General features: G+C 69.3%; 17 protein-coding genes. 16 read left to right on the top strand and 1 reads right to left on the bottom strand.

What is annotated here, in order from left to right:
* The first annotated feature begins 13 nt into the window (after positions 1 to 13).
* The 15 genes from AC1D2K_RS03280 (at position 14) to AC1D2K_RS03210 (ending at position 13643) form a co-directional block, all read left to right on the top strand.
* Positions 14 to 1516, top strand: coding sequence for a class I adenylate-forming enzyme family protein (locus AC1D2K_RS03280; RefSeq protein ID WP_478086288.1), 1503 nt, complete (start codon positions 14 to 16; stop codon positions 1514 to 1516).
* Positions 1513 to 1932, top strand: coding sequence for a PaaI family thioesterase (locus tag AC1D2K_RS03275; RefSeq protein WP_478086286.1), 420 nt, complete (start codon positions 1513 to 1515; stop codon positions 1930 to 1932). Before AC1D2K_RS03280 ends, AC1D2K_RS03275 begins: the two co-directional genes overlap by 4 nt.
* 28 nt (positions 1933 to 1960) lie before the next feature.
* The gene (locus tag AC1D2K_RS03270) at positions 1961 to 2947 is read left to right on the top strand and encodes a tripartite tricarboxylate transporter substrate binding protein (protein WP_478086285.1); all 987 of its coding nucleotides are present in this window, start codon (positions 1961 to 1963) and stop codon (positions 2945 to 2947) included.
* Between the two features lie 8 nt (positions 2948 to 2955).
* A complete protein-coding gene (locus AC1D2K_RS03265; RefSeq protein WP_478086284.1) occupies positions 2956 to 3771 on the top strand; it encodes an SDR family oxidoreductase in 816 nt (271 codons plus the stop codon).
* Complete coding sequence (locus AC1D2K_RS03260) at positions 3768 to 4202, top strand: PaaI family thioesterase (RefSeq protein WP_478086283.1); 435 nt, start codon at positions 3768 to 3770, stop codon at positions 4200 to 4202. The genes AC1D2K_RS03265 and AC1D2K_RS03260 overlap by 4 nt, the downstream gene beginning before the upstream one ends.
* A 107-nt stretch (positions 4203 to 4309) precedes the next feature.
* A complete protein-coding gene (locus AC1D2K_RS03255; protein ID WP_478086309.1) occupies positions 4310 to 5494 on the top strand; it encodes a lipid-transfer protein in 1185 nt (394 codons plus the stop codon).
* Positions 5495 to 5499: 5 nt separating this feature from the next.
* Entirely contained in the window at positions 5500 to 5943 is a 444-nt protein-coding gene (locus AC1D2K_RS03250; RefSeq protein ID WP_478086281.1) for a MaoC family dehydratase N-terminal domain-containing protein, read from the top strand.
* 14 nt (positions 5944 to 5957) lie between these two features.
* Positions 5958 to 6386 (top strand): MaoC family dehydratase, encoded by a 429-nt coding sequence (locus tag AC1D2K_RS03245; protein ID WP_478086280.1) that lies wholly within the window; start codon positions 5958 to 5960, stop codon positions 6384 to 6386.
* A 32-nt stretch (positions 6387 to 6418) separates the two neighbouring features.
* On the top strand, positions 6419 to 7246 hold the full coding sequence (locus AC1D2K_RS03240; protein ID WP_478086278.1) for an SDR family NAD(P)-dependent oxidoreductase: 828 nt from the start codon (positions 6419 to 6421) through the stop codon (positions 7244 to 7246).
* A 17-nt stretch (positions 7247 to 7263) separates the two neighbouring features.
* Positions 7264 to 8397 (top strand): acyl-CoA dehydrogenase family protein, encoded by a 1134-nt coding sequence (locus AC1D2K_RS03235; RefSeq protein ID WP_478086307.1) that lies wholly within the window; start codon positions 7264 to 7266, stop codon positions 8395 to 8397.
* A gap of 126 nt (positions 8398 to 8523) precedes the next feature.
* Positions 8524 to 10209, top strand: a complete 1686-nt coding sequence (locus tag AC1D2K_RS03230; RefSeq protein WP_478086276.1) for a long-chain-fatty-acid--CoA ligase — start codon at positions 8524 to 8526, stop codon at positions 10207 to 10209.
* Positions 10206 to 11009 carry an enoyl-CoA hydratase/isomerase family protein gene (locus tag AC1D2K_RS03225; RefSeq protein ID WP_478086274.1) on the top strand — a complete coding sequence of 268 codons (804 nt, stop codon included), beginning with the start codon at positions 10206 to 10208 and terminating at the stop codon, positions 11007 to 11009. The genes AC1D2K_RS03230 and AC1D2K_RS03225 overlap by 4 nt, the downstream gene beginning before the upstream one ends.
* The gene (locus AC1D2K_RS03220; protein WP_478086272.1) at positions 11006 to 11407 is read left to right on the top strand and encodes a Zn-ribbon domain-containing OB-fold protein; all 402 of its coding nucleotides are present in this window, start codon (positions 11006 to 11008) and stop codon (positions 11405 to 11407) included. Before AC1D2K_RS03225 ends, AC1D2K_RS03220 begins: the two co-directional genes overlap by 4 nt.
* Entirely contained in the window at positions 11404 to 12582 is a 1179-nt protein-coding gene (locus AC1D2K_RS03215) for a thiolase (protein ID WP_478086270.1), read from the top strand. The genes AC1D2K_RS03220 and AC1D2K_RS03215 overlap by 4 nt, the downstream gene beginning before the upstream one ends.
* 86 nt (positions 12583 to 12668) lie before the next feature.
* Entirely contained in the window at positions 12669 to 13643 is a 975-nt protein-coding gene (locus tag AC1D2K_RS03210; RefSeq protein WP_478086268.1) for a Bug family tripartite tricarboxylate transporter substrate binding protein, read from the top strand.
* Here the strand turns inward: AC1D2K_RS03210 and AC1D2K_RS03205 are convergent.
* The gene (locus AC1D2K_RS03205) at positions 13612 to 13968 is read right to left on the bottom strand and encodes a nucleotidyltransferase family protein (RefSeq protein ID WP_478086266.1); all 357 of its coding nucleotides are present in this window, start codon (positions 13966 to 13968) and stop codon (positions 13612 to 13614) included. The two genes, AC1D2K_RS03210 and AC1D2K_RS03205, sit on opposite strands and share 32 nt — an antisense overlap.
* A gap of 177 nt (positions 13969 to 14145) precedes the next feature.
* Between AC1D2K_RS03205 and uvrA the strand changes: the two genes are divergently transcribed.
* Positions 14146 to 19950, top strand: coding sequence for an excinuclease ABC subunit UvrA (gene uvrA / locus AC1D2K_RS03200; protein WP_478086264.1), 5805 nt, complete (start codon positions 14146 to 14148; stop codon positions 19948 to 19950).
* The last annotated feature ends 378 nt before the right edge of the window (positions 19951 to 20328 follow it).

Genomic DNA, 20328 nt, shown 5'->3' with positions numbered 1-20328 from the left:
TAAGCTGTGCCGCATGTACCTCACCCAAGGCTTGCATCGCGCGCTGCAGCGCAACCCCGCCAGGACGGCGCTCACCCACGTCGGCGACACCACGGTGCGCCGCCATTCGCATGCGCAGGTCGTGGACGGCGTGGCCCGTCTGGCCGCGGCGTTGGCGAAGCGCGGCATCCATCCCGGCGACCGCGTCGCGCTGCTCGCGCCGAACAGCGACCTGCTGGTGCGGGCCATGCTCACGTGCTGGTGGTTGGGCGCCGTCGCCTGCCCGCTGAACATCCGCTGGAGCACGCCCGAACTGGCGTACGCACTGCAGGACAGCGGAGCGTCGCTGCTGCTCGTCGATGAATCGCTGGCGTCGCTCGCGCCCACCGACGGGCTCGCGCCGGTGCGCCTGCACGCGTTGGAAGAAGAGGGCGCCGGCCTCGATCCGATGCCCGACACGCGCACCGGTGGCGACGCGTTGGCCGCCATCCTCTACACCGGCGGAACCACCGGCCGTTCCAAGGGGGTGATGCTCAGCCACGCGAACTTCTGGACCGCGTCGATGACACGGGGCGCAGAGCTCAACAACGCGCCGGACTCGGTGTCGCTGCTGGTGGCGCCGCTGTTCCATGTGGCCGGGCTGGGCCGCCTGGTGGGCCAGATGATCGTCGGCGGCAGTTGCGTGACGATGGCGCAGTTCCGTCCCGCAGCGGTGATCGACGCGATCGAGGAGCACCGCATCAGCGACATCATCGTCGTGCCGAGCATGCTGCAGTCGCTGCTCGACGATCCCTCGTTCACACCCGAGCGCGTGCGCAGCCTGGACCGCGTTGCCTTCGGTGCGGCCCCGATGCCGCCGGATCTTCTGGATCGCGCGCTGGCCGCTTGGACGCATGCCGAGTTCTTCCAGGCCYACGGGCTCACCGAAACCGCGGGCGCCGTGTGCATCAACCTGCCGGCGAACCACCGCCCGGAGGCGCGTGCGCTCGGCCTGCTGAATGCCGTCGGCCGCGCAGGCCTCGGCGCCGAGATCATCGTCGCCGACGAGGGCGGGCACGAACTGCCGCGCGGCGAAGTGGGCGAGGTCCTCGTGCGAGGACCGATGGTCATGCAAGGCTACTGGCGCCAGCCCGAAGCGACCGCCTCGGCCTTGCGCGATGGCTGGCTGCACACCGGCGATGCGGGCCGCATGCTGCCCGACGGCCATCTCTTCATCGTCGACCGCCTCAAGGACATGATCATCACCGGCGGCGAGAACGTGTACTGCGCGGAGGTGGAGGCCGCCCTGCGCAGCCATCCCCAGGTCGTGCAGGCAGCGGTGGTCGGCGTGCCCGATGCGCGTTGGGGCGAGGCGGTGCATGCGGCGGTGGTGATGCGCGACGACGCCACGGCCGCCGCCGACGAGCTCCGCGCCTGGTGCCGCGAGCGCCTGGCGGGCTACAAGTGTCCGCGCGCCATCACCTTCCTGCGCGAGCTGCCGATGTCGGCGGCCGGCAAGGTGCTGAAGAACGTGCTGCGCGAACGGGTGCGCGCGTGACGCCGGTCACGGGCGAAGACCGCCGCCAACTGTTCGGCCGAGTGCCCTTCATGCGGCTTCTGGAGGCTCGCCGCGAGTTCTCCGAGGCCGGCCGCGCCAGGCTCGTCATCGACGAGCGGCCGGAACTCGGCAACGTCATCGGCGCGGTGCACGGCGGCGTGGTGGTCACGCTGCTCGATGTGGTCATGGCCAGTGCCGCCGTGTCGCTGTTCGACTTCGCGCGCACGGCTGTCACGCTCAATCTCAACACGAGCTTCATCGAACCGGGCCGCGGCCGGCTCACCGCGGACGGTGAAGTCGTGCAGCACGACGCGAGCGTCGCGTGGTGCCGCGCCTCGGTCACGGATGCGGGCGGGCGCGTCGTCGCGCAGGCCCAGGGTTCCTTCCGCTACCTGCCGCTGCCGCAGGTCTCTTGAACCGCCAACCCGAACTCCAGGAGACGACATGAAACCACCCATCCGTTCATTGCAGCGGCGCACCGCCGTCGGCGCGCTGCTCGCGCTCGGCGCCGCCGCGGCAGCAGGCGCCGCTTTCGCGGCCGAGCCGTTCCCCAGCAAGCCGATCACGCTGGTGATGCCTTTCCCCGCGGGCGGCTCCTTCGATCCGATGTTCCGCGCGCTGGCCGACGTGGCTTCGCGCGATCTCGGGCAACCGATCGTGCTGATGCACAGGCCGGGCGCCGGCGGCATCACCGGCCCGGGYTCGGTGGCGCTGATGAACGAATCCGACGGCTACACGCTGGCCGTGATGCACAACTCGGTGATTCGCGCGCCGCTGCTGCACAAGGTCAACTGGGACCCGCTGCGCGACTTCACCTACCTGGCCGGCCTCTTCGGCATGGCCACCGGCGTCGCGGTGGCGAGCGACGCACCGTGGAGGACGCTCGACGAACTGCTCGCCGATGCGCGCAAGCGCCCCGGCGCGATCAGCTGGGGCACCGTGGGCGCCACCAGCATCAACCGAATCTATGGCGAGCGGCTCGCGCGCATGAACGGCACGACCTTCAACATGGTGCCCTTCAAGGGCGGYGGCGAAGCCTTCACGGCGCTGATCGGCCACCACCTCGACGTGTACGGCGACCCCGGCTTCGGCCCGCAGGTGCAAGGCGGCAAGGTGAAGCTCCTGGCCACCTTCACTGCCGAGCGCCTGAAGCGCTACCCCGGCGTGCCGACTGTGAAGGAGCTCGGCCACGACCTCGTCATCGCGTCGCCCGTCGGCCTCGTGGCGCCGAAGAACCTCGACCCGAAGATCGCCGCGCGCCTGGCCGCGGCCTTTCGCAAGGCATCGGCCGACCCGGCCTACCTCAACCAGCTCGAGCAGTTCGACATGCAGCCGAAGTGGATCGACGGCGACGCCTACGCCGCCTACGCGAAGGCGCAGTTCGAGCGCGACGCCCGGATGCTGGGCGAACTCGGCTTCAAACCGGAGTGATGAACACCATGGACTTCTCAGCTTTCGACTTCAAGGGTCGCCACCTGTTCGTGGCCGGCGGCTCCAGCGGCATCAACTTCGGCATCGCGCAGGCCTTCGCCCGCGCCGGCGCGCGCATCACGGTGCTGAGCCGGTCGCCCGACAAGGTGGCGACGGCTGCGCAGCAGCTCGAATCCCTCGGGACCGAGGCCATGGGCATTCCGGCGGATGTGCGCCAGCCAGAGGCGCTGCAACGCGCCTTCGTGCAGGCCACCGAACGCTTCGGCCCCATCGACGTGCTGGTCTCGGGCGCAGCGGGCAACTTCCTCGCCGGTGCGCTCGACATGTCGCCCAACGCCTTCAAGACGGTGGTCRACATCGACCTGCTGGGCAGCTTCAACGTGGCGCGTCTGGCGCACACGCACCTGCGCAAGCCGGGCGCGTGCGTGGTGCAGATTTCCGCCGGGCAGGCTTTCATCCCCACGCCCTTCCAGGCCCACGTCTGCGCGGCCAAGGCGGGTGTCGACATGCTGACGAAGGTGCTCGCACTGGAGTGGGGTTCGCAGGGCATCCGCATCAACTCCATCGTCCCCGGGCCGATCGCCGACACCGAGGGATTGAAGCGCCTCGCGCCCACCGACGACACGATGCAGGCGATGGCGCAGCGCGTGCCGCTGAAGCGGCTGGGCCGCATCGAAGACATCAGCCGCATGGCGATGCTGCTGGCGAGCGACTGGGGCTCGTACATCACCGGCGCGATCATTCCGGTCGACGGCGGACTCGCGTTGACCGGCCCGCGCGACTTCACCGCGGCGGCTGCCGCATCGAAGCGGGAGACGGCATGAGCCTGCATCTCGCCAGAACGACGACGCAGGAAAGCGACAAGCCGCGCAGCGGCCCGCAGCGCTACGTCCCTTTCTCCGAGCACATCGGCCTGCGTGTCGAGCGCGCCGACGCAGGCGAATCCGTGGTGTCGTTGGAACTGCGCCCCGAACTGCTGAACAACCACGACAGCGGCCACGGCGGCGTGCTGATGACGCTGCTCGACAGCGCGATGGCGCATGCCGCGCTCTCGCGCGTGGCCTATGCCCGGGAGGTCGTCACGGTCGACATGCACATCGCCTTCATGCGGCCCACCAGCGGGCGCCTGCTGGCGGACGGGCGTGCCACGGGCGGCGGGCGCTCGGTGTGCTTCTGCGAGGCGACCGTCACCGACGCCAGCGGCGAGGTGGCGGCGCGCGCGATGGGCACCTTCCGCTTCCGCGATCCCGCGTGAGCGTTTAGGCCAATCGGTTTGGCCCAATCCGCGATTGTTGAAGCGCCGGCCCCGGCCGAGACTTGATTCCATCGCAACGAGCACCCACAGGAGTTTCCATGACGCGTATGCATCGCCCCGTCCACGTGATCGGCGTGGGCATGATCCCCTTCACCAAGCCAGGCGCCAGCGACCCGTACACCGTGATGGGTGCGCGCGCCGCGCAACTCGCGCTCGACGACGCAGGTGTCGACTACAGCCTGGTGCAACAGGCCTACGTCGGCTACGTCTACGGCGATTCGACCGCCGGCCAGGCGGCCATCTACGGCGTCGGCCTGACCGGCATTCCGGTCTTCAATCTCAACAACAACTGCTCCACCGGGTCCAGCGCATTGTTCCTCGCGCGCCAGGCGGTCGAAAGCGGGATGGTCGAATGCGCCATCGCGCTCGGCTTCGAGCAGATGCAGCCCGGCGCGCTCAAGGGCGCCTACGACGACCGGCCGTCGCCCATGGCGCGATTCGCCGACGTGATGACGCAGAAGCAGGGCTTCGTCCCCGAGGCGCCCCGCGCGGCGCAGTTCTTCGGTGGCGCCGGCCGCGACTACATGGCGCAGCACGGCATCCGTCGCGACACCTTCGGCCGCATCGCGGTGAAGGCGCGGCAGCATGCGGCGCGCAATCCGCTGGCGGTGTTCCGCCAGACGCTGACGCTGGACGAGGTGATGGGCTCGGCGCCCGTGTTCGACCCGCTCACGCGCTTCCAGTGCTGCCCGCCCACCTGCGGCGCGGCCGCGGCGATCGTCTGCTCGGCCGACTTCGCAAAGAAGCACGGACTGGACATGCGCGTCGTGATCGCGGCGCAGGCGATGACCACCGACACCTCGACCACCTTCGACAGCAAGGACATGCGCAAGCTGGTCGGCTACGACATGACCGCCGCCGCGGCCCGGCAGGTGTACGACGACGCGGGCATCGGCCCGGAGGAACTGGACGTCGTGGAACTGCACGACTGCTTCACCGCCAACGAGCTGATCACCTATGAGGCGCTGGGCCTCACGCCCGAGGGCACGGCGGAGCGCTTCATCGTCGAGGGCGACAACACCTACGGCGGCCGCGTGGTGACCAATCCTTCCGGCGGCTTGCTGTCCAAGGGCCATCCGCTGGGCGCCACCGGGCTCGCGCAATGCGCCGAACTGGTGTGGCAACTGCGCGGCCAGGCCGAGCAACGGCAGGTGGAAGGCGCGCGCCTTGCGCTGCAGCACAACCTGGGCCTCGGCGGCGCTTGCGTCATCACGCTCTATCAGGCAGCTTGAGACCAATGATCGATCGCCGCCACATCGGCCACACGCTCCCGCCTTTCCAGGTGGAGGTCGAAAAGGGCCGCCTGCGCTTCTTCGCCAAGGCCACGGGCCAGACCGATCCCGTCTACATCGACGAAGCCGCCGCGCGCGCGGCGGGACATCCCGGCCTGCCGGTGCCGCCGACCTTCCTGTTCTGCCTGGAGATGGAGGCGCCCGATCCCGCCGCCATCCGCGAGCTGCTGGGCATGGACTACCGCAGCCTGCTGCACGGCGAGCAGGGCTTCACCTACCACGCGATGGCCTATGCCGGCGACACGCTGACCTTCCAGCAGCGCATTGCCGACATCTACGACAAGAAGAACGGCGCGCTCGAATTCGTCGTGCGGACGACCCGTGTGACCAACCAGCGCGACGAGCCGGTGGCCGATCTGCGCTGCGTGACCGTGGTGCGCAACACATGAACGAGACCCTGCCCATGACCACCACGACCCTGCCGGATTGGAACGCGCTGGAGCCGGGCGACACGCTGCCTGCGCTGGAGCTGCCGGCGATCAGCCGGCTCGCGCTCGCGCTGTACTGCGGCGCCTCCGGCGACCACAACCCGATTCACGTCGACACCGACTTCGCACGTTCCGCGGGCATGCCGGACGTCTTCGCGCACGGCATGCTGTCGGCCGCCTGGCTGGGGCGGCTGCTGACGCACTGGGTTCCGCAATCGGCCATCCGGTCGCTGGACGTGCGCTTCGCCTCCATCAGCCACGTGGGCGAGCACATCACCTGCACCGGCAGGATCACCGAGAAATTCGAACGCGAAGGCCAGCGCTGCGTGCGGCTGAACATCGCGACGGCCAACCAGGAAGGCACCACCCGCCTGAGCGGCGAGGCGCTGGTCGCCTGGAACTGACTGACATCACGGACCACAGGAGAGAGACACATATGAACCGCAAACTCGAAGGCAAGGTCGCCCTGGTCTCCGGCTCCGGCCGCGGCATCGGGCGCGAGATCGCGCTCAAGCTGGCCAGCGAAGGCGTGCGCGTCGTGATCAACGACCTCGACGCCGAACCGGCCCGGCAGACCGTCAGCGACGTCGTGGCCGCGGGCGGCAGCGCCACGGCCTGCGTCGGGAGCGTCACCGAAAGCGGCTTTGCAGACCGTTTCGTGCGCACGGCCATTGACACCTACGGCGGCCTGGACATCATCGTCAACAACGCCGGCTACACCTGGGACAACGTGGTGCAGAAGATGACTGACGAGCAGTGGGAGGCTATGCTGGCCGTGCACCTGACCGCGCCCTTCCGCATCCTGCGCGCGGCGTCGGGCTTCATCCGCGAGGCTGCACGGCGCGAGGCCGACGAAGGCCTCGAAGTGTTCCGCAAGGTCGTCAACATCTCGTCGACCTCCGGCGTGTACGGCAACGCGGGCCAGGCCAATTACGCGGCCGCCAAGGCCGGCATCAACGGCCTGACCAAGGCGATGGCCAAGGAATGGGGCCGTTACAAGGTCAACGTCAACAGCGTCGCCTTCGGCCTGATCAAGACACGCCTGACCGAAGCGGATGCCACTGCCGGCGCCAGCATCGACGTCGAGGGCCGGAAGATCAAGGTGGGCGTCAATCCGCAGATCCTGAAGAACGCCGAAGCCCTGATCCCGCTGGGTCGCGGCGGCACGCCGCAGGAAGCGGCCGGTGCGGTCTACATGTTCTGCATCCCGGAATCGAACTACGTCAGTGGACAGGTGCTGGTCTGCGGAGGCGGAAGGCCGTGAACGCGACCCGCGCCTGGATGACGCCGGAGCTGGAGATGTTGCGCGACGGCGCAAGTCGCTTCTTCGAGCGCGAGTGCGTTCCCAACGAGACTCGCTGGCGCGCGCAGCACCACGCGGACCGCGACATCTGGACCAAGGCCGGCGCGGCCGGGCTGCTGTGCGCCAGCATCCCGGAGGAATACGGCGGCGGCGGCGGCAACTTCCTGCACGAGGCGGTGATCTGCGAGGAGCAGATGCGTGCGATGGCGCAGGGCTTCAGCAACAACGTGCACAGCGGCATCGTCGCCCACTACCTGCTGGCCTACGGCACCGAGGAGCAGAAGCGCCGCTGGCTGCCCCGCATGGCGACCGGCGAACTCGTGGCGGCCATCGCGATGACCGAGCCCGGCGCGGGCACCGACCTGCAGCGCATCCGCACGCAGGCGCGGCGCGATGGCGACACCTGGCGCATCACCGGCAACAAGACCTTCATCACCAACGGCATGCATGCCGGCCTCGTCTGCGTGGCCGCCAAGACCGATGCGGCCGGCGGCGCGAAAGGCATCTCGCTGCTGATGGTGGAGACCGAGGGCGCCCCGGGCTTCCGCCGCGGGCCGCTGCTGGACAAGATGGGCCAGAAGACGCTCGACACCACCGAGCTGTTCTTCGACGACGTGCGCGTCGGCGCCGACAACCTGCTGGGTGGCGAGGAGGGCCGCGGCTTCGCGCAGCTCATGCAGCAATTGCCGCGCGAGCGCATGCTGATCGCGGTCGGCGCGGTGGCGACCATGCAGCGCGCGATCGCCGAGACCGTGGCCTATGTGCGCGACCGCCAGGTCTTCGGCCAGCCGCTGCTGAAGATGCAGAACACCCGCTTCAAGCTGGCCGAATGCGAGACGCAGGCGCAGGTGGCTCGCGCTTTCGTCGACGACTGCATCGCCCGCCTGATGGTGGGCGAGCTGGACGTGCCGACCGCGGCGATGGCCAAGTGGTGGACCACCGACGCCTGCTGCCGCATCGTCGACGAGTGCCTGCAGTTGCACGGCGGCTACGGCTTCATGAACGAATACCCCATCGCGCGCCTCTATGCCGACGTGCGCGTCGGCCGCATCTATGGCGGTGCCAACGAGGTGATGAAGGAGATCATCGCCCGGGCCCTGGAGAAGCCATGAGCGCCGCGCCGGACCGCTCCAAGCAAGCTCGCACCGAAGTGCGAAGCACGGAGGTTGCCCAATGAGCCCCGCGCCGGACCGCTCCAAGCAAGCTCGCACCGAAGTGCGAAGCACGGAGGTTGCCCAATGAGCGCCGCGCCTCACTTGCGCTTCTGGCCCAAGGGCGTCGCGCGGGAGTTGCGCGTGCCGCGCGCGACGCTGCCGGAGTACCTGGACACGGCGGCGCGCCGCTACCCGGACAAGCCGGCCATCGTCTACTGCGGCGCGACGACCACGTATGCGCAGTTGCGGGAGCGTGTCGACGCGCTGGCCGCCTACCTGCGGCAGCGCATGGGCGTTGCGCCGGGCGATCGCGTTCTGCTCGCGAGCCAGAACTGCCCGCAGTTCGTCACGGCCTTCTACGCCGTGCTGCGCGCGGGTGCCGTGGTGGTGCCGGTGAACCCCATGAGCAAGGCATCCGAGGTGCGCCACTACGCCGCCGACAGTGGGGCCCGCGTCGCGATCGCGGCGCAGGACCTGCTCCCGACCTTGACGCTGGGCGAGGGCGAGGGCGCGCTGCGCGCGGTGCTGGTCCACGCCTACGCGGATGCCGTTGGCGCGCAGGCGGATGGCGACGAACTGCCCGACTGGGTCACGGCGCCGCGCATGCGCCTGGACGACGCGGCGCTGCATGGCTTCGAGCAGGCGGTCGCGCTCGGCCTGGTCCCCGACGCACTCCCCGCCGCGCCGGACGATCTGGCCGTGCTGCCCTACACATCCGGCACGACCGGCCTCGCCAAGGGTTGCATGCACACGCATGCGACGCTGCTGGCATCGCTGGCCGCTTCGGCCGTGTGGAAGCAGGTGCACGTGGAGACGGTGACGCTGGCCGTCGCGCCGCTCTTCCACATGCTGGGCCTGCAGAACGGCATGAACCTGACGATCTTCCTGGGCGCGACGGCGGTGATGATGCCGCGCTGGGATCCCGCGATGGCGGCGCGCCTGATCGAGCGCCACGCGGTGACCGCGTGGTCGGCGCCGCCGGCGATGGTGATCGATCTCTTCTCGCATGCCGAGGCGCAGCGGCGCGATCTGTCCAGCCTGGCCCTGCTGTCCGGCGGCGGCGCCGCGATGCCCGAGGCGGTCGCGGCCATGCTCTCGCAGCGCTACGGGCTCACCTACAACGAGGCCTACGGCCTGACGGAGACAGCGTCCTTCCTGCATGCCAATCCACCCGCGCGCGGCAAGCGCCAGTGCCTTGGCATGCCGACGCAGGGCGTGGAGTCGCGCATCGTCGATCCGGTCACCTTGGAGGAGCTGCCGCCCGGCGAAGTCGGCGAGCTGGTCACGCGCGGCGCGCAGGTGATGAAGGGCTACTGGCGCAATCCGGCGGCGGATCGCGACGCCTTCATCGACATCGGCGGCCAGCGCTTCTTCCGCACCGGGGACCTGGCCTCGATGGACGGGGAGGGCTACTTCTTCCTGCGCGACCGCCTCAAACGGATGATCAACGCCTCCGGCTACAAGGTGTGGCCCACCGAAGTGGAGAACGCGATGTACGAGCATCCGGCCATCCACGAGGCCTGCGTCATCGCGGTGCCGGACGACAGGCGCGGCGAGACCGTCAAGGCGCTGGTGGTGCTGAAGCCGCAGCAGCGCGGGAACGTCAGTGAGCAGGATGTGGTGGCATGGTGCCGCGACCACATGGCGGTCTACAAGGCGCCCCGGCTGGTGGAGTTCATCGACAGCCTGCCGAAGTCCGGCACCGGAAAGATCCTCTGGCGCGAGTTGCAGGAAGCGCACCGCGCCGCAGGCCAGGAGCAACGATCATGAGCGATTTCACGGCCATTCGCTACGAGCGCCAGGGCAGCACTGCCGTGCTGACGCTGGACACGCCGTCCAACCGCAACGCTTTCACCCCCGCACTGCGAGACGACCTGGCCCGGGCCATCGCGCAGGCGCGCGGCGATTCCGACGTGCGCGCTCTGGTGCTGACCGGCGCCGGCGGGCAGTTCTGTTCGGGCGGTGACTTGCGCGGCATTGCGCAGGCCGAGCTCGGCAACGCCGGCTGGCGCGCCCGCATGCAGGACACGCAGCGCTGGTTCAGCGACCTGATCCTGATGGACAAGCCGGTGATCGCGGCCGTCGATGGCACCGCCTATGGCGCCGGCTTCAGCCTGGCGCTGGCCGCCGACTTCGTGCTCGCGACGCCGCGAGCGCGCTTCTGCATGTCCTTCCTGAAGCTCGGCCTGGTGCCCGATTGCGGTGCCTTCTACACGCTGCCGCGCGTGGTGGGCGCCCAGCGGGCTCGGGAGCTGATGCTGTCGGCGCGCGAGGTCGGCGCCATCGAAGCCTGCGAACTCGGCATCGTGATGGAACTGCACGATCCCGCGCAGCTCGTGCCGCGCGCGTTGGCCCTGGCCGACAGCTTCGCCGGTGCCTCGCCGCTGGCCGTGAGCCTCGTGAAGCGCGCCACGGGCGACGCGGGCGCGCTGGCCGCCATGCTCGACGCCGAGGCCAATGCGCAGGCGTTGGCCTTCGGCACCACGGAGCACCGCGATGCGGTGAACCGCTTTCTCGACAAGCAGCCGCTGCCCTTCCAGTGGCCCATGAACAAGGAGCGAGCGCAGTGAGCCAGACCCCGATCGACGCCACCACCGGCGTGCAGGCTTTCCACCAGGGCGAGCTGGATGCCGGCCGCTTCCTCATCCAGCGCTGCGCCGATTGCAGCCGCCATGTGTACTACCCGCGCGAGCACTGCCCGCACTGCGGCGGGACGACGCTCGAATGGACGACGCCCGCCGGCCTCGGCACCGTGCATGCCGTGACGGCCGTGCGGCGCAAACCGGCCGACGGCGGCGACCTCAACGTCAGCCTGATCGAGCTCGATGAGGGCGTGCGGCTCATGAGCCGTGTCGACAATCTCGCGCCCGGCGCAGTGCGCATCGGCCAGCGCGTCAAGGCACGGGTGCAATCGAAGGACGGCCGTGGTCTCGTGCTGTTCGATGCCATCGAGGGAGCTGCGTCATGAGCGCCGGACTGCGGGCACTGCGCGGCAGCGCCGCCATCGCCGGGGTCGCAACCTTCGGTTGCGGCGAGCAGCCGGGCTTCACGGACATGGAACTGCTGGCCCGCTCTGCGCGCGCGGCCGTCGCCGATGCCGGCCTGACCATGGCCGACATCGACGGACTGTGCACCGCGAGCGCTTCCGCCGCGATGTGGGCCTTGCCGGTCGTCGAGTACCTCGGCCTCAACCCGCGCTACATCGACGGCACCATGCTGGGCGGCAGCAGCTTCATCGCGCACCTGCTGCCCGCGATGCACGCGATCCGTTCCGGCCAGTGCAGCGCCGTGCTGGTCTGCTACGGCAGCGCGCAACGCAGCGCCGCCTTCGGACGGCGCGAGATCGTCGCGGCGCGCCGCTTTCTCGATCCGCAGCCCTACGAGCATCCCTACGAGCCGATGCTGCCGGTGTCCGCCTATGCGCTGGCGGCATCGCGCCACATGCATGAGTTCGGCACCACGCGCGAGCAGCTTGCCGACATCGCGGTGGCGGCCCGTGCCTGGGCCCGGCTCAACCCGGAAGCCTTCATGCGCGATCCGCTCACGCGCGAGGACGTGATGGCATCACGCATGATCTCGGACCCGCTGACGGTGCGCGACTGCTGCCTCGTCACCGATGGCGGCGGCGCCTATGTGCTGGTGAGCGCCGAGCGCGCCCGGGACTTGCCGAAGAAGCCGGTCTACGTGCTGGGCAATGCGACGGCGGTGTGGAACCGGCAGATCTCCTCGATGGCGGATCTCACGGTCACGGCGGCCAGCCAGTCGGGCCGCGAGGCCTTCGCCATGGCGGGGCTTGCGCCGGGGGACATGGGCGTGGTGCAGCTCTACGACGCCTTCACCATCAACACGCTGCTGTTCCTCGAAGACCTGGGTTTCTGCCCCAAGGGCGAAGGAGGCCGCTTTGTCGCCGACGGCGCCATCGCGCCTGGCGGCAGGCTGCCGGTCAACACGAACGGCGGCGGCCTGTCCTGCGTGCATCCCGGCATGTACGGCATCTTCGCGCTCATCGAGGCCGTGCGGCAGTTGCGCGGCGAAGGTGGCGACCGCCAGGTGGCCGGCGCGCGCACCGCACTCGCGCACGGCAACGGCGGGATGCTGTCCAGCCAGGCGACCGCGATCCTTGGCACTGCCGAGGCGCTTTGAAAAAAACGACGTTGCCCGGCACCACCCCCGATCCGGTGCCGAGGCGGCGCGCTCACTTTCCCATCTTTCATCAAGGAGACAAGCCCATGAAGACATCGATGATGCGAAGGCTCTGCGTTGCCGCCGGCCTCGCGTGCCTGCTGGTCGCGCCAGTGCTGGCACAGACAGCCTACCCCAGCCAGCCGCTGAAGTTGATCGTGCCCTATCCCGCGGGCGGCGCCACCGACACGCTGGCGCGCACCATCGGTCAAAAGCTGCAGGAAGCCTGGGGGCAGCCCGCGATGGTGGACAACCGGCCCGGCGCCGGGGGCACCATCGGCAACCAGTTTGTCGCCAAGGCGCCGGCGGATGGCTACACGCTGCTCATCGGCATCACCGCGCTGATCCAGCAGCCGCCGCTGATGGAGAAGCTTCCCTACGATCCGCTGAAGGCCTTCGCACCCGTCGCGATGATCGCGCGCAGCCCGAGCCTGTTCGCTGTGCCGCTGGATTCGCCCGCGAAGCACCTGCAGGACTTCATCACCATGGTGAAGGCCAGCCCCGGCAAGTACAACTTCGGCAGCTACGGCGCCGGCACCTCGGCGCACATTCAGGGCGCGCTGCTCAACATGCAGGCCGGCATCGACCTGGTCCACGTGCCATTCCAGGGCGCTGCGCCGCTGGTCACGAACCTCGTCGGCGGTCAGCTCGCCTCGGCCTTCATCGACAGCGCGAGCGCCCGGCCGCACCTGAAGTCCATGCGCCCCCTGGCGGTGACTGGCACGCAGCGCATGCCCGGATTGCCGGATGTGCCCACCTTCGCCGAGCTGGGTTATCACTCTTTCGATCCCTACGGCTGGTTCGGCGTGTTCGTGCCGGCTGGCACCCCGGCACCGTTGGTGCACAAACTCTCGGAAGAGATCAATCGCATCCTCCGCCTGCCCGATGTCTCGGCCAAGATCGAGTCGCTGGGCCTGCAGGTGGCGGGCGGCAAGCCGGAGGAGTTCCAGAAGGTGCTGCGGACGGACTCGGAGATCTACGCGAAGATCATCAAGGACGCGAATATCCGGCTGATGCAGTGAGGGGCGCGTCGCGCTGAAGATGGTCCGGCTGAATCTGTAGCCACGCCCAGCGCGCGCGATACGACGCGACTTTCTCGTGGAACAGATCGCGATGCGGCACCAGCGGGTTCATCGTCAAAAGGCCGTCGTACAGCAGCGAAAGGCCGTTCGGCGCATGGCGCTGGTTCCACACCGTTTGAAACAGGCAGCCGGCGACCAGCCAACCATCCGGTAGGGACAGATCGCGCCATCGCTCCAGGATGGCCCGGTTGTTGCGATTTTCGAGAATGTCGGCGATCTCCCGATCTCCATCTGTTTCGAGGGGTGGTGATCGCGGATGCCTCATTTGCAGGCAAACCAGCAGAAAGCCGCGCCGTTTTTGCGTTTCGCGGGGGCCGTCCCGGCGCCACGCACAGCCTCCACAGAAATCCGGGGCAACTCGGGGCGCCTGTATCCGGTTGTCCTTTAGCAAGCCAAGGTCGGGCCGAGTTCCTAGAATGTCTGCCCCACCCCCAAGGCATTCATGACACAGGGCTCCATCCGGATTCGCGGTGCACGGCAGCACAACCTCCAGAACCTCGACCTCGACATCCGCACCGGCGAGATGACGGTGGTCACCGGGCCGAGCGGCTCGGGCAAGTCGAGCCTGGTGTTCGACACCCTCTATGCCGAAGGCCAGCGGCGCTATGTCGAGACCTTCTCGGCCTATGCGCGCCAGTTCCTTGACCGCATGGACAAGCCGGCGGTCGACAAGGTGGAGGGCGTGCCGCCCGCCATCGCGATCGACCAGACCAATCCGGTGCGATCCTCGCGCTCGACGGTCGGCACGATGACCGAGCTCAACGACCACCTGAAGCTGCTGTTCGCGCGCGCGGCCCAGTTGTTCGATCGCGAGACGGCCTTGCCGGTGCGGCACGATTCGCCGGATTCGATCTACGCCGAACTGGTGGCGCGGGCCGCGGCGGCCGGCGATCCGCGGGTGGCGCTGACCTTTCCGGTCGAGCTGCCGGCCGGCACTTCGGCCGACGAGGTGACGCAGTGGCTCTCCGCCAGCGGATTCACGCGCGTGCAGGCCGAGCGCGAGGTCGCCACGCCGACCGGTCCGCGCAAGGTGCTCGACGTGGTGGCCGACCGCTTTCGCATCGCCGGGGCCGAGCGTGTGCGCGTGGTCGAGGCGATCGAGGTGGCGCTGAAGCGCGGCAGCGGGCGGCTCACGGTGTATGCGCTGGCTCCGGATGAGGGCGGAGCGCCGGACATGTGGAAGTTTTCGACCGGCCTGCACTGCCCCGAGAGCGACATCCGCTACGCCGACCCGATCCCCTCCATGTTCTCGTTCAATTCGGCCGTCGGCGCCTGCGAGACCTGCCGCGGCTTCGGCCGCGTGATCGGCGTCGACCTCGGGCTCGTGATCCCGAACGAAAAGCTCACCTTGCGCGCCGGCGCGATCAAGACCATCCAGACGCCCGCCTGGAAGGAGGCCCAGGACGACCTCATGCGCCACGCCGAGGCGGCCGGCATCCCGCGCGACACGCCGTGGAACAAGCTCACGCCCGACCAGCAGGCCTGGGTGATCGAGGGCTCGCCCAACTGGAAGGGCAAGTGGAACCAGCAGTGGTATGGCGTGCGTCGCTTCTTCGCCTACCTCGAGAGCAAGGCCTACAAGATGCACATCCGCGTGCTGCTGTCGAAGTACCGCAGCTATACGCCGTGCCCGACCTGCGCCGGTGCGCGGCTCAAGCTCGAGAGCCTGCTGTGGCGCATCGGCAGCAAGGAGGACGCCGACGCGGTGCTCGCCCCCGCGAAGCGCTTCATGCCGGTCGGCGCCAAGTGGTCGCGCGAGCAGCTCGAGGCCTTGCCGGGCCTGTGCCTGCATGACCTGATGCTGCTGCCGATCGAGCGGCTGCGCCGCCTGTTCGACGGCATCGAAAGCCACGGCAACAGCAGCACGGCGAGCGAAGGCGACGTGCAGGCGCTCAAGCTGCTGTTCGAGGAGATCACGACGCGGCTGCGCTACCTGCACGACGTCGGCATCGGCTACCTGACGCTCGACCGCCAGAGCCGCACGCTGAGCGGCGGCGAGGTGCAGCGCATCAACCTCACGACGGCGCTCGGCACCTCGCTGGTCAACACGCTGTTCGTGCTCGACGAGCCCAGCATCGGCCTGCATCCGCGCGACATGAACCGCATCACCGAGGCGATGCTTCGGCTGCGCGACGCCGGCAACACGCTGGTGGTGGTCGAGCACGACCCGGCCGTGATGCTGGCCGCCGACCGCGTGATCGACATGGGGCCCGGCCCCGGCGTGCGCGGCGGGCAGATCGTGTTCGACGGCAGCACCGATGCGCTGCGCGATGCCGAGACGCTCACCGGCCAGTACCTGGGCGGGCGCAAGCAGATCGGCATGGGCTTCCGGCGCATGGTGAGCGACAACACGCCGCGCCTCATTCTTGAGGGCGTGCGCGAGCACAACCTGCAGGGCATCACGGTGGAGCTGCCGCTCTCGCGGCTGGTCTGCATCACCGGCGTCAGCGGCTCGGGCAAGTCGACGCTGGTGCAGGACGTGCTGGCGCCGGCGCTGATGCGCCACTTCGGCAAGGCGACCGAAAGCCCGGGCGCGCACGACCGCATGCTTGGCGCCGATCACCTGAGCGACGTCGTCTTCGTCGACCAGTCGCCGATCGGCAAGACGGCGCGCTCCAATCCTGCGAGCTACGTCGGCGCCTGGGATGCGATCCGCGAGATCTTCGCCACGGCGGCGCTGTCGCGGCAGCGCGGCTACACGGCCTCGAAGTTCAGCTTCAACAGCGGCGACGGCCGCTGCCCGACCTGCGGCGGCTCGGGCTTCGAGCATGTCGAGATGCAGTTCCTGTCGGACGTCTACCTGCGCTGCCCCGACTGCGACGGCAAGCGCTACCGGCCCGAGATCCTCGAGGTGACGATCGAGCGCGCGGACCGCAACCTCAACGTGGCCGACGTGCTCGACCTCACGGTGGCGGAAGCGGCCGCGGCCTTCGACAACGACCGCGAGGTGCAGCGCGTGCTGCAGCCGATCGTCGATGTCGGCCTCGACTACGTGAAGCTGGGCCAGCCCGTGCCAACGCTTAGCGGCGGCGAGGCGCAGCGCCTGAAGCTCGCGGGCTTCCTGGCCGAAGCCGCCAAGAGCGGCAGCGCCAGCAAGCAGCCGCTGGCGCGCAAGGGCACGCTGTTCCTGTTCGACGAGCCCACCACCGGGCTGCACTTCGACGACATCGCGCGCCTGATGCGGGCGCTGCGCAAGCTGCTCGACGCCGGCCATTCGCTGGTCGTGATCGAGCACAACCTCGACGTGATCCGCGCCAGCGACTGGCTGATCGACCTCGGGCCCGAAGGCGGCGAGGGCGGCGGCCAGGTGGTCGCGGTCGGCACGCCGGAGCAGGTGCGCGAGAACCCCGCCTCGCTGACCGGTGCGGCGCTGGCCGACTACGAACTCGCGGTCGGGCCGGGTGCCTACAAGGTAGCGGAGCGTGCCGCGCGCAGCTACGCGGCGAGGGTGCAGCCGGCGCCGGGCCGCGATGCGATCCAGATCGTCAATGCGCGCGAGCACAACCTCAAGAACCTCTCGGTCGACATCCCGCGCGGCAAGTTCAGCGTGGTCACCGGCGTCAGCGGCTCGGGCAAGTCCACGCTGGCCTTCGACATCCTGTTCAACGAAGGGCAGCGGCGCTATCTCGAATCGCTCAACGCCTATGCGCGCAGCATCGTGCAGCCCGCGGGACGGCCGGAAGTGGATGCGGTCTACGGCATTCCGCCCACGGTCGCGATCGAGCAGCGGCTGTCGCGCGGAGGCCGCAAGAGCACCGTCGGCACCACCACCGAGGTGTGGCACTTCCTGCGCCTCTTGTACGTCAAGCTCGGCATCCAGCACTGCATCCACGACGGCGCGGCGGTGCAGCCGCAGACGCCCGACAGCATCGCGGCGCAACTGCTGAAGAACTTCAAGGGCCAGCACATCGGCCTGCTGGCGCCGCTGGTGAGCAACCGCAAGGGCGTCTACACCGAGTTGGCCGACTGGGCCCGGCCGCGCGGCTTCACCCATCTGCGGGTCGATGGCGAATTCCTGCCGACCACGGGCTTCCCGCGCATCGACCGCTTCAAGGAGCACAGCATCGAGCTGCCGGTGGCCAGCCTCGATGTGCTGCCGGCGCGGGAGACCGAGCTGCGCCAGGCCCTGACCCGGGCGCTGGAGCATGGCAAGGGCGTGCTGCACGTGCTGAGCGAACTCACCGGCCTGCGCGGCGCGATGATGGCCGGCGCACCGACCGCCGGCATCGGCCGTACCCAGGTCTTCTCRACCCTGCGCGCCTGCCCGGTCTGCAGCACCAGCTACGCGGAACTCGACCCGCGCCTGTTCTCCTACAACAGCAAGCATGGCTGGTGTCCCGACTGCGTGGGCACCGGCGTCAAGCTGACCAAGGAGCAGCGCAAGGTCTACGACGACTCGGTGATGGCCGACGACCAGAAGGGGCGCGAGCAGACCTTCGCCGAGCCCGAGGCCGAAGACGTGGGCGACGTGGCATGCCCGACCTGCGAGGGCACGCGGCTCAACGCGACCGCGCGCGCCGTGCTGTTCGGCGAAGGCGGTGGCATCGGCATCACCGAGCTGGCGCGCATGAGCGTGACCGATATCCGCATCTGGTTCGAGAACATCGCGCTCAGCGGCCGCCAGGCCGAGATCGCGCGCGACCTGGTGCCCGAGATCAAGAGCCGGCTCGAATTCCTCGAAGAGGTCGGACTGGGCTACCTCACGCTCGACCGCGGCGCGCCCACCCTCTCCGGCGGAGAGGCCCAGCGCATCCGGCTCGCGGCCCAGCTCGGCAGCAACCTGCAGGGCGTGTGCTACGTGCTCGACGAGCCGACCATCGGCCTGCATGCGCGGGACAACCAGATCCTGCTCGACGCGCTGCACAAGCTCGGCGACAAGGGCAACACGCTGGTGGTGGTCGAGCATGACGAGGACACGATCCGGCGTGCCGACCACATCATCGACATCGGTCCCAGCGCGGGCAAGCGCGGCGGCCGGCTGGTGGCCGAAGGCAGCGTCGCGGACATCCAGGGCGCGGGCGACTCGCAGACCGGCCGCTACCTGCGCGATGCGATCAAACACCCGCTGCAGGCCCGGCGCAACGTGCCGGCGCCCGAGCCCGGCGCGCCGGACTGGCTCAGCGTGCGCGGCGCCGACCTGCACAACCTGAAGGACGTCACGGTCTCGCTGCCGCTGCACCGGCTGGTGGCGGTCACGGGCGTCAGCGGCTCGGGCAAGTCGACCCTGGCGCGCGACGTGCTGCTGGCCAACGTGTATGCGGTGGTGGTGCAGCGCATGACCAAGGCCGGACGCGACGCCGATGCCGCGGGCAAGCATCCGAAATGGGTGGGATGCAGCGCGGTCGAAGGCTACGAGACCATCGACCGCGTGCTCGAGGTCGACCAGACCCCGATCGGCAAGACGCCGCGCAGCTGCCCGGCGACCTACATCGGCTTCTGGGACACGATCCGCAAGCTGTTCGCCGACACGCTCGAAGCCAAGGCGCGCGGCTATGGGCCTGCACGCTTCAGCTTCAACACCGGCGAGGGCCGCTGCCCGGGCTGCGACGGCGCGGGCGTGCGCACCATCGAGATGAGCTTCCTGCCGGATGTGAAGGTGGCGTGCGAGGTCTGCCACGGCGCGCGCTTCAACCCCGAGACGCTGGCGGTCAGCTGGCGCGGCAAGAGCATCGGCGACGTGCTGCAGATGGAAGTCGACGAGGCGGTCGAGTTCTTCGCCTCGATGCCGAACATCAGCCATCCGCTGCAGCTGCTGAAGGACGTCGGGCTCGGCTACCTGACGCTGGGCCAGCCGTCGCCGACGCTGTCGGGTGGCGAGGCGCAGCGCATCAAGCTGGTGACCGAACTCAGCAAGGTGCGCGACGACGTCACGCGACGCGGCAACAAGGCGCCCCACACGCTCTACGTGCTCGACGAGCCGACGGTCGGCCTGCACATGGCCGACGTCGAGAAGCTGATCCACGTGCTGCACCGGCTGGTCAACGGCGGCCACAGCGTGGTCGTGATCGAGCACGACCTCGACGTCATCGCCGAAGCCGACTGGCTGATCGATCTCGGGCCCGAAGGCGGCAATGGAGGTGGACGCGTGGTGGCGGCCGCGCCGCCGGAAGACGTGGTGAAGCTGGGCACGCACACGGGCGTTGCGTTGGCACCTGTGCTGGCGCGTTCGCGCGAACGGCATGAGGTGCTGACGCTGCCGGTGCGAGAAGCGGAGTCGAAGCCGGAGCCGAAGCGGCGCGAAGCGTGATTGCGTCGGCTTGTTCGCTCGTTGGGGGCGCCCGGCATGCGGTACGGGCCAGTCGACCCCACTGCGCCGGCCCTTCGGGCTGCCTTGCGGTGCTCGCTTCAGGCGGGGTCCGCGCGAAACTCGCTTCGCTCAAACACGCGCGGCCCTTATCCGCCTGAAGCTGCGCTCCTCAGCGGCGCAGAGGGGATCGCCCGTCCCGCACCGCATGCCGGGCTTCGGGGGTGTGCGAGCCCCCCTKCGCTTCCAGCGAAGCAATGCAACCCCAACGTGTCCACGGCGGTGGGCGGTAGGCCCCGGGCCGGCCGTTGAGGCACCGCCGAGCAGCGCAGCGGTGCGCGGATCAGGGCTCGCGACTGTTTGAGCGAAGCGAGTTTGAGC

The sequence above is a fragment of the Variovorax sp. P1_H12_2 genome (genome assembly GCF_056405335.1).
This window is presented reverse-complemented; position numbering and strand designations above follow the sequence as displayed.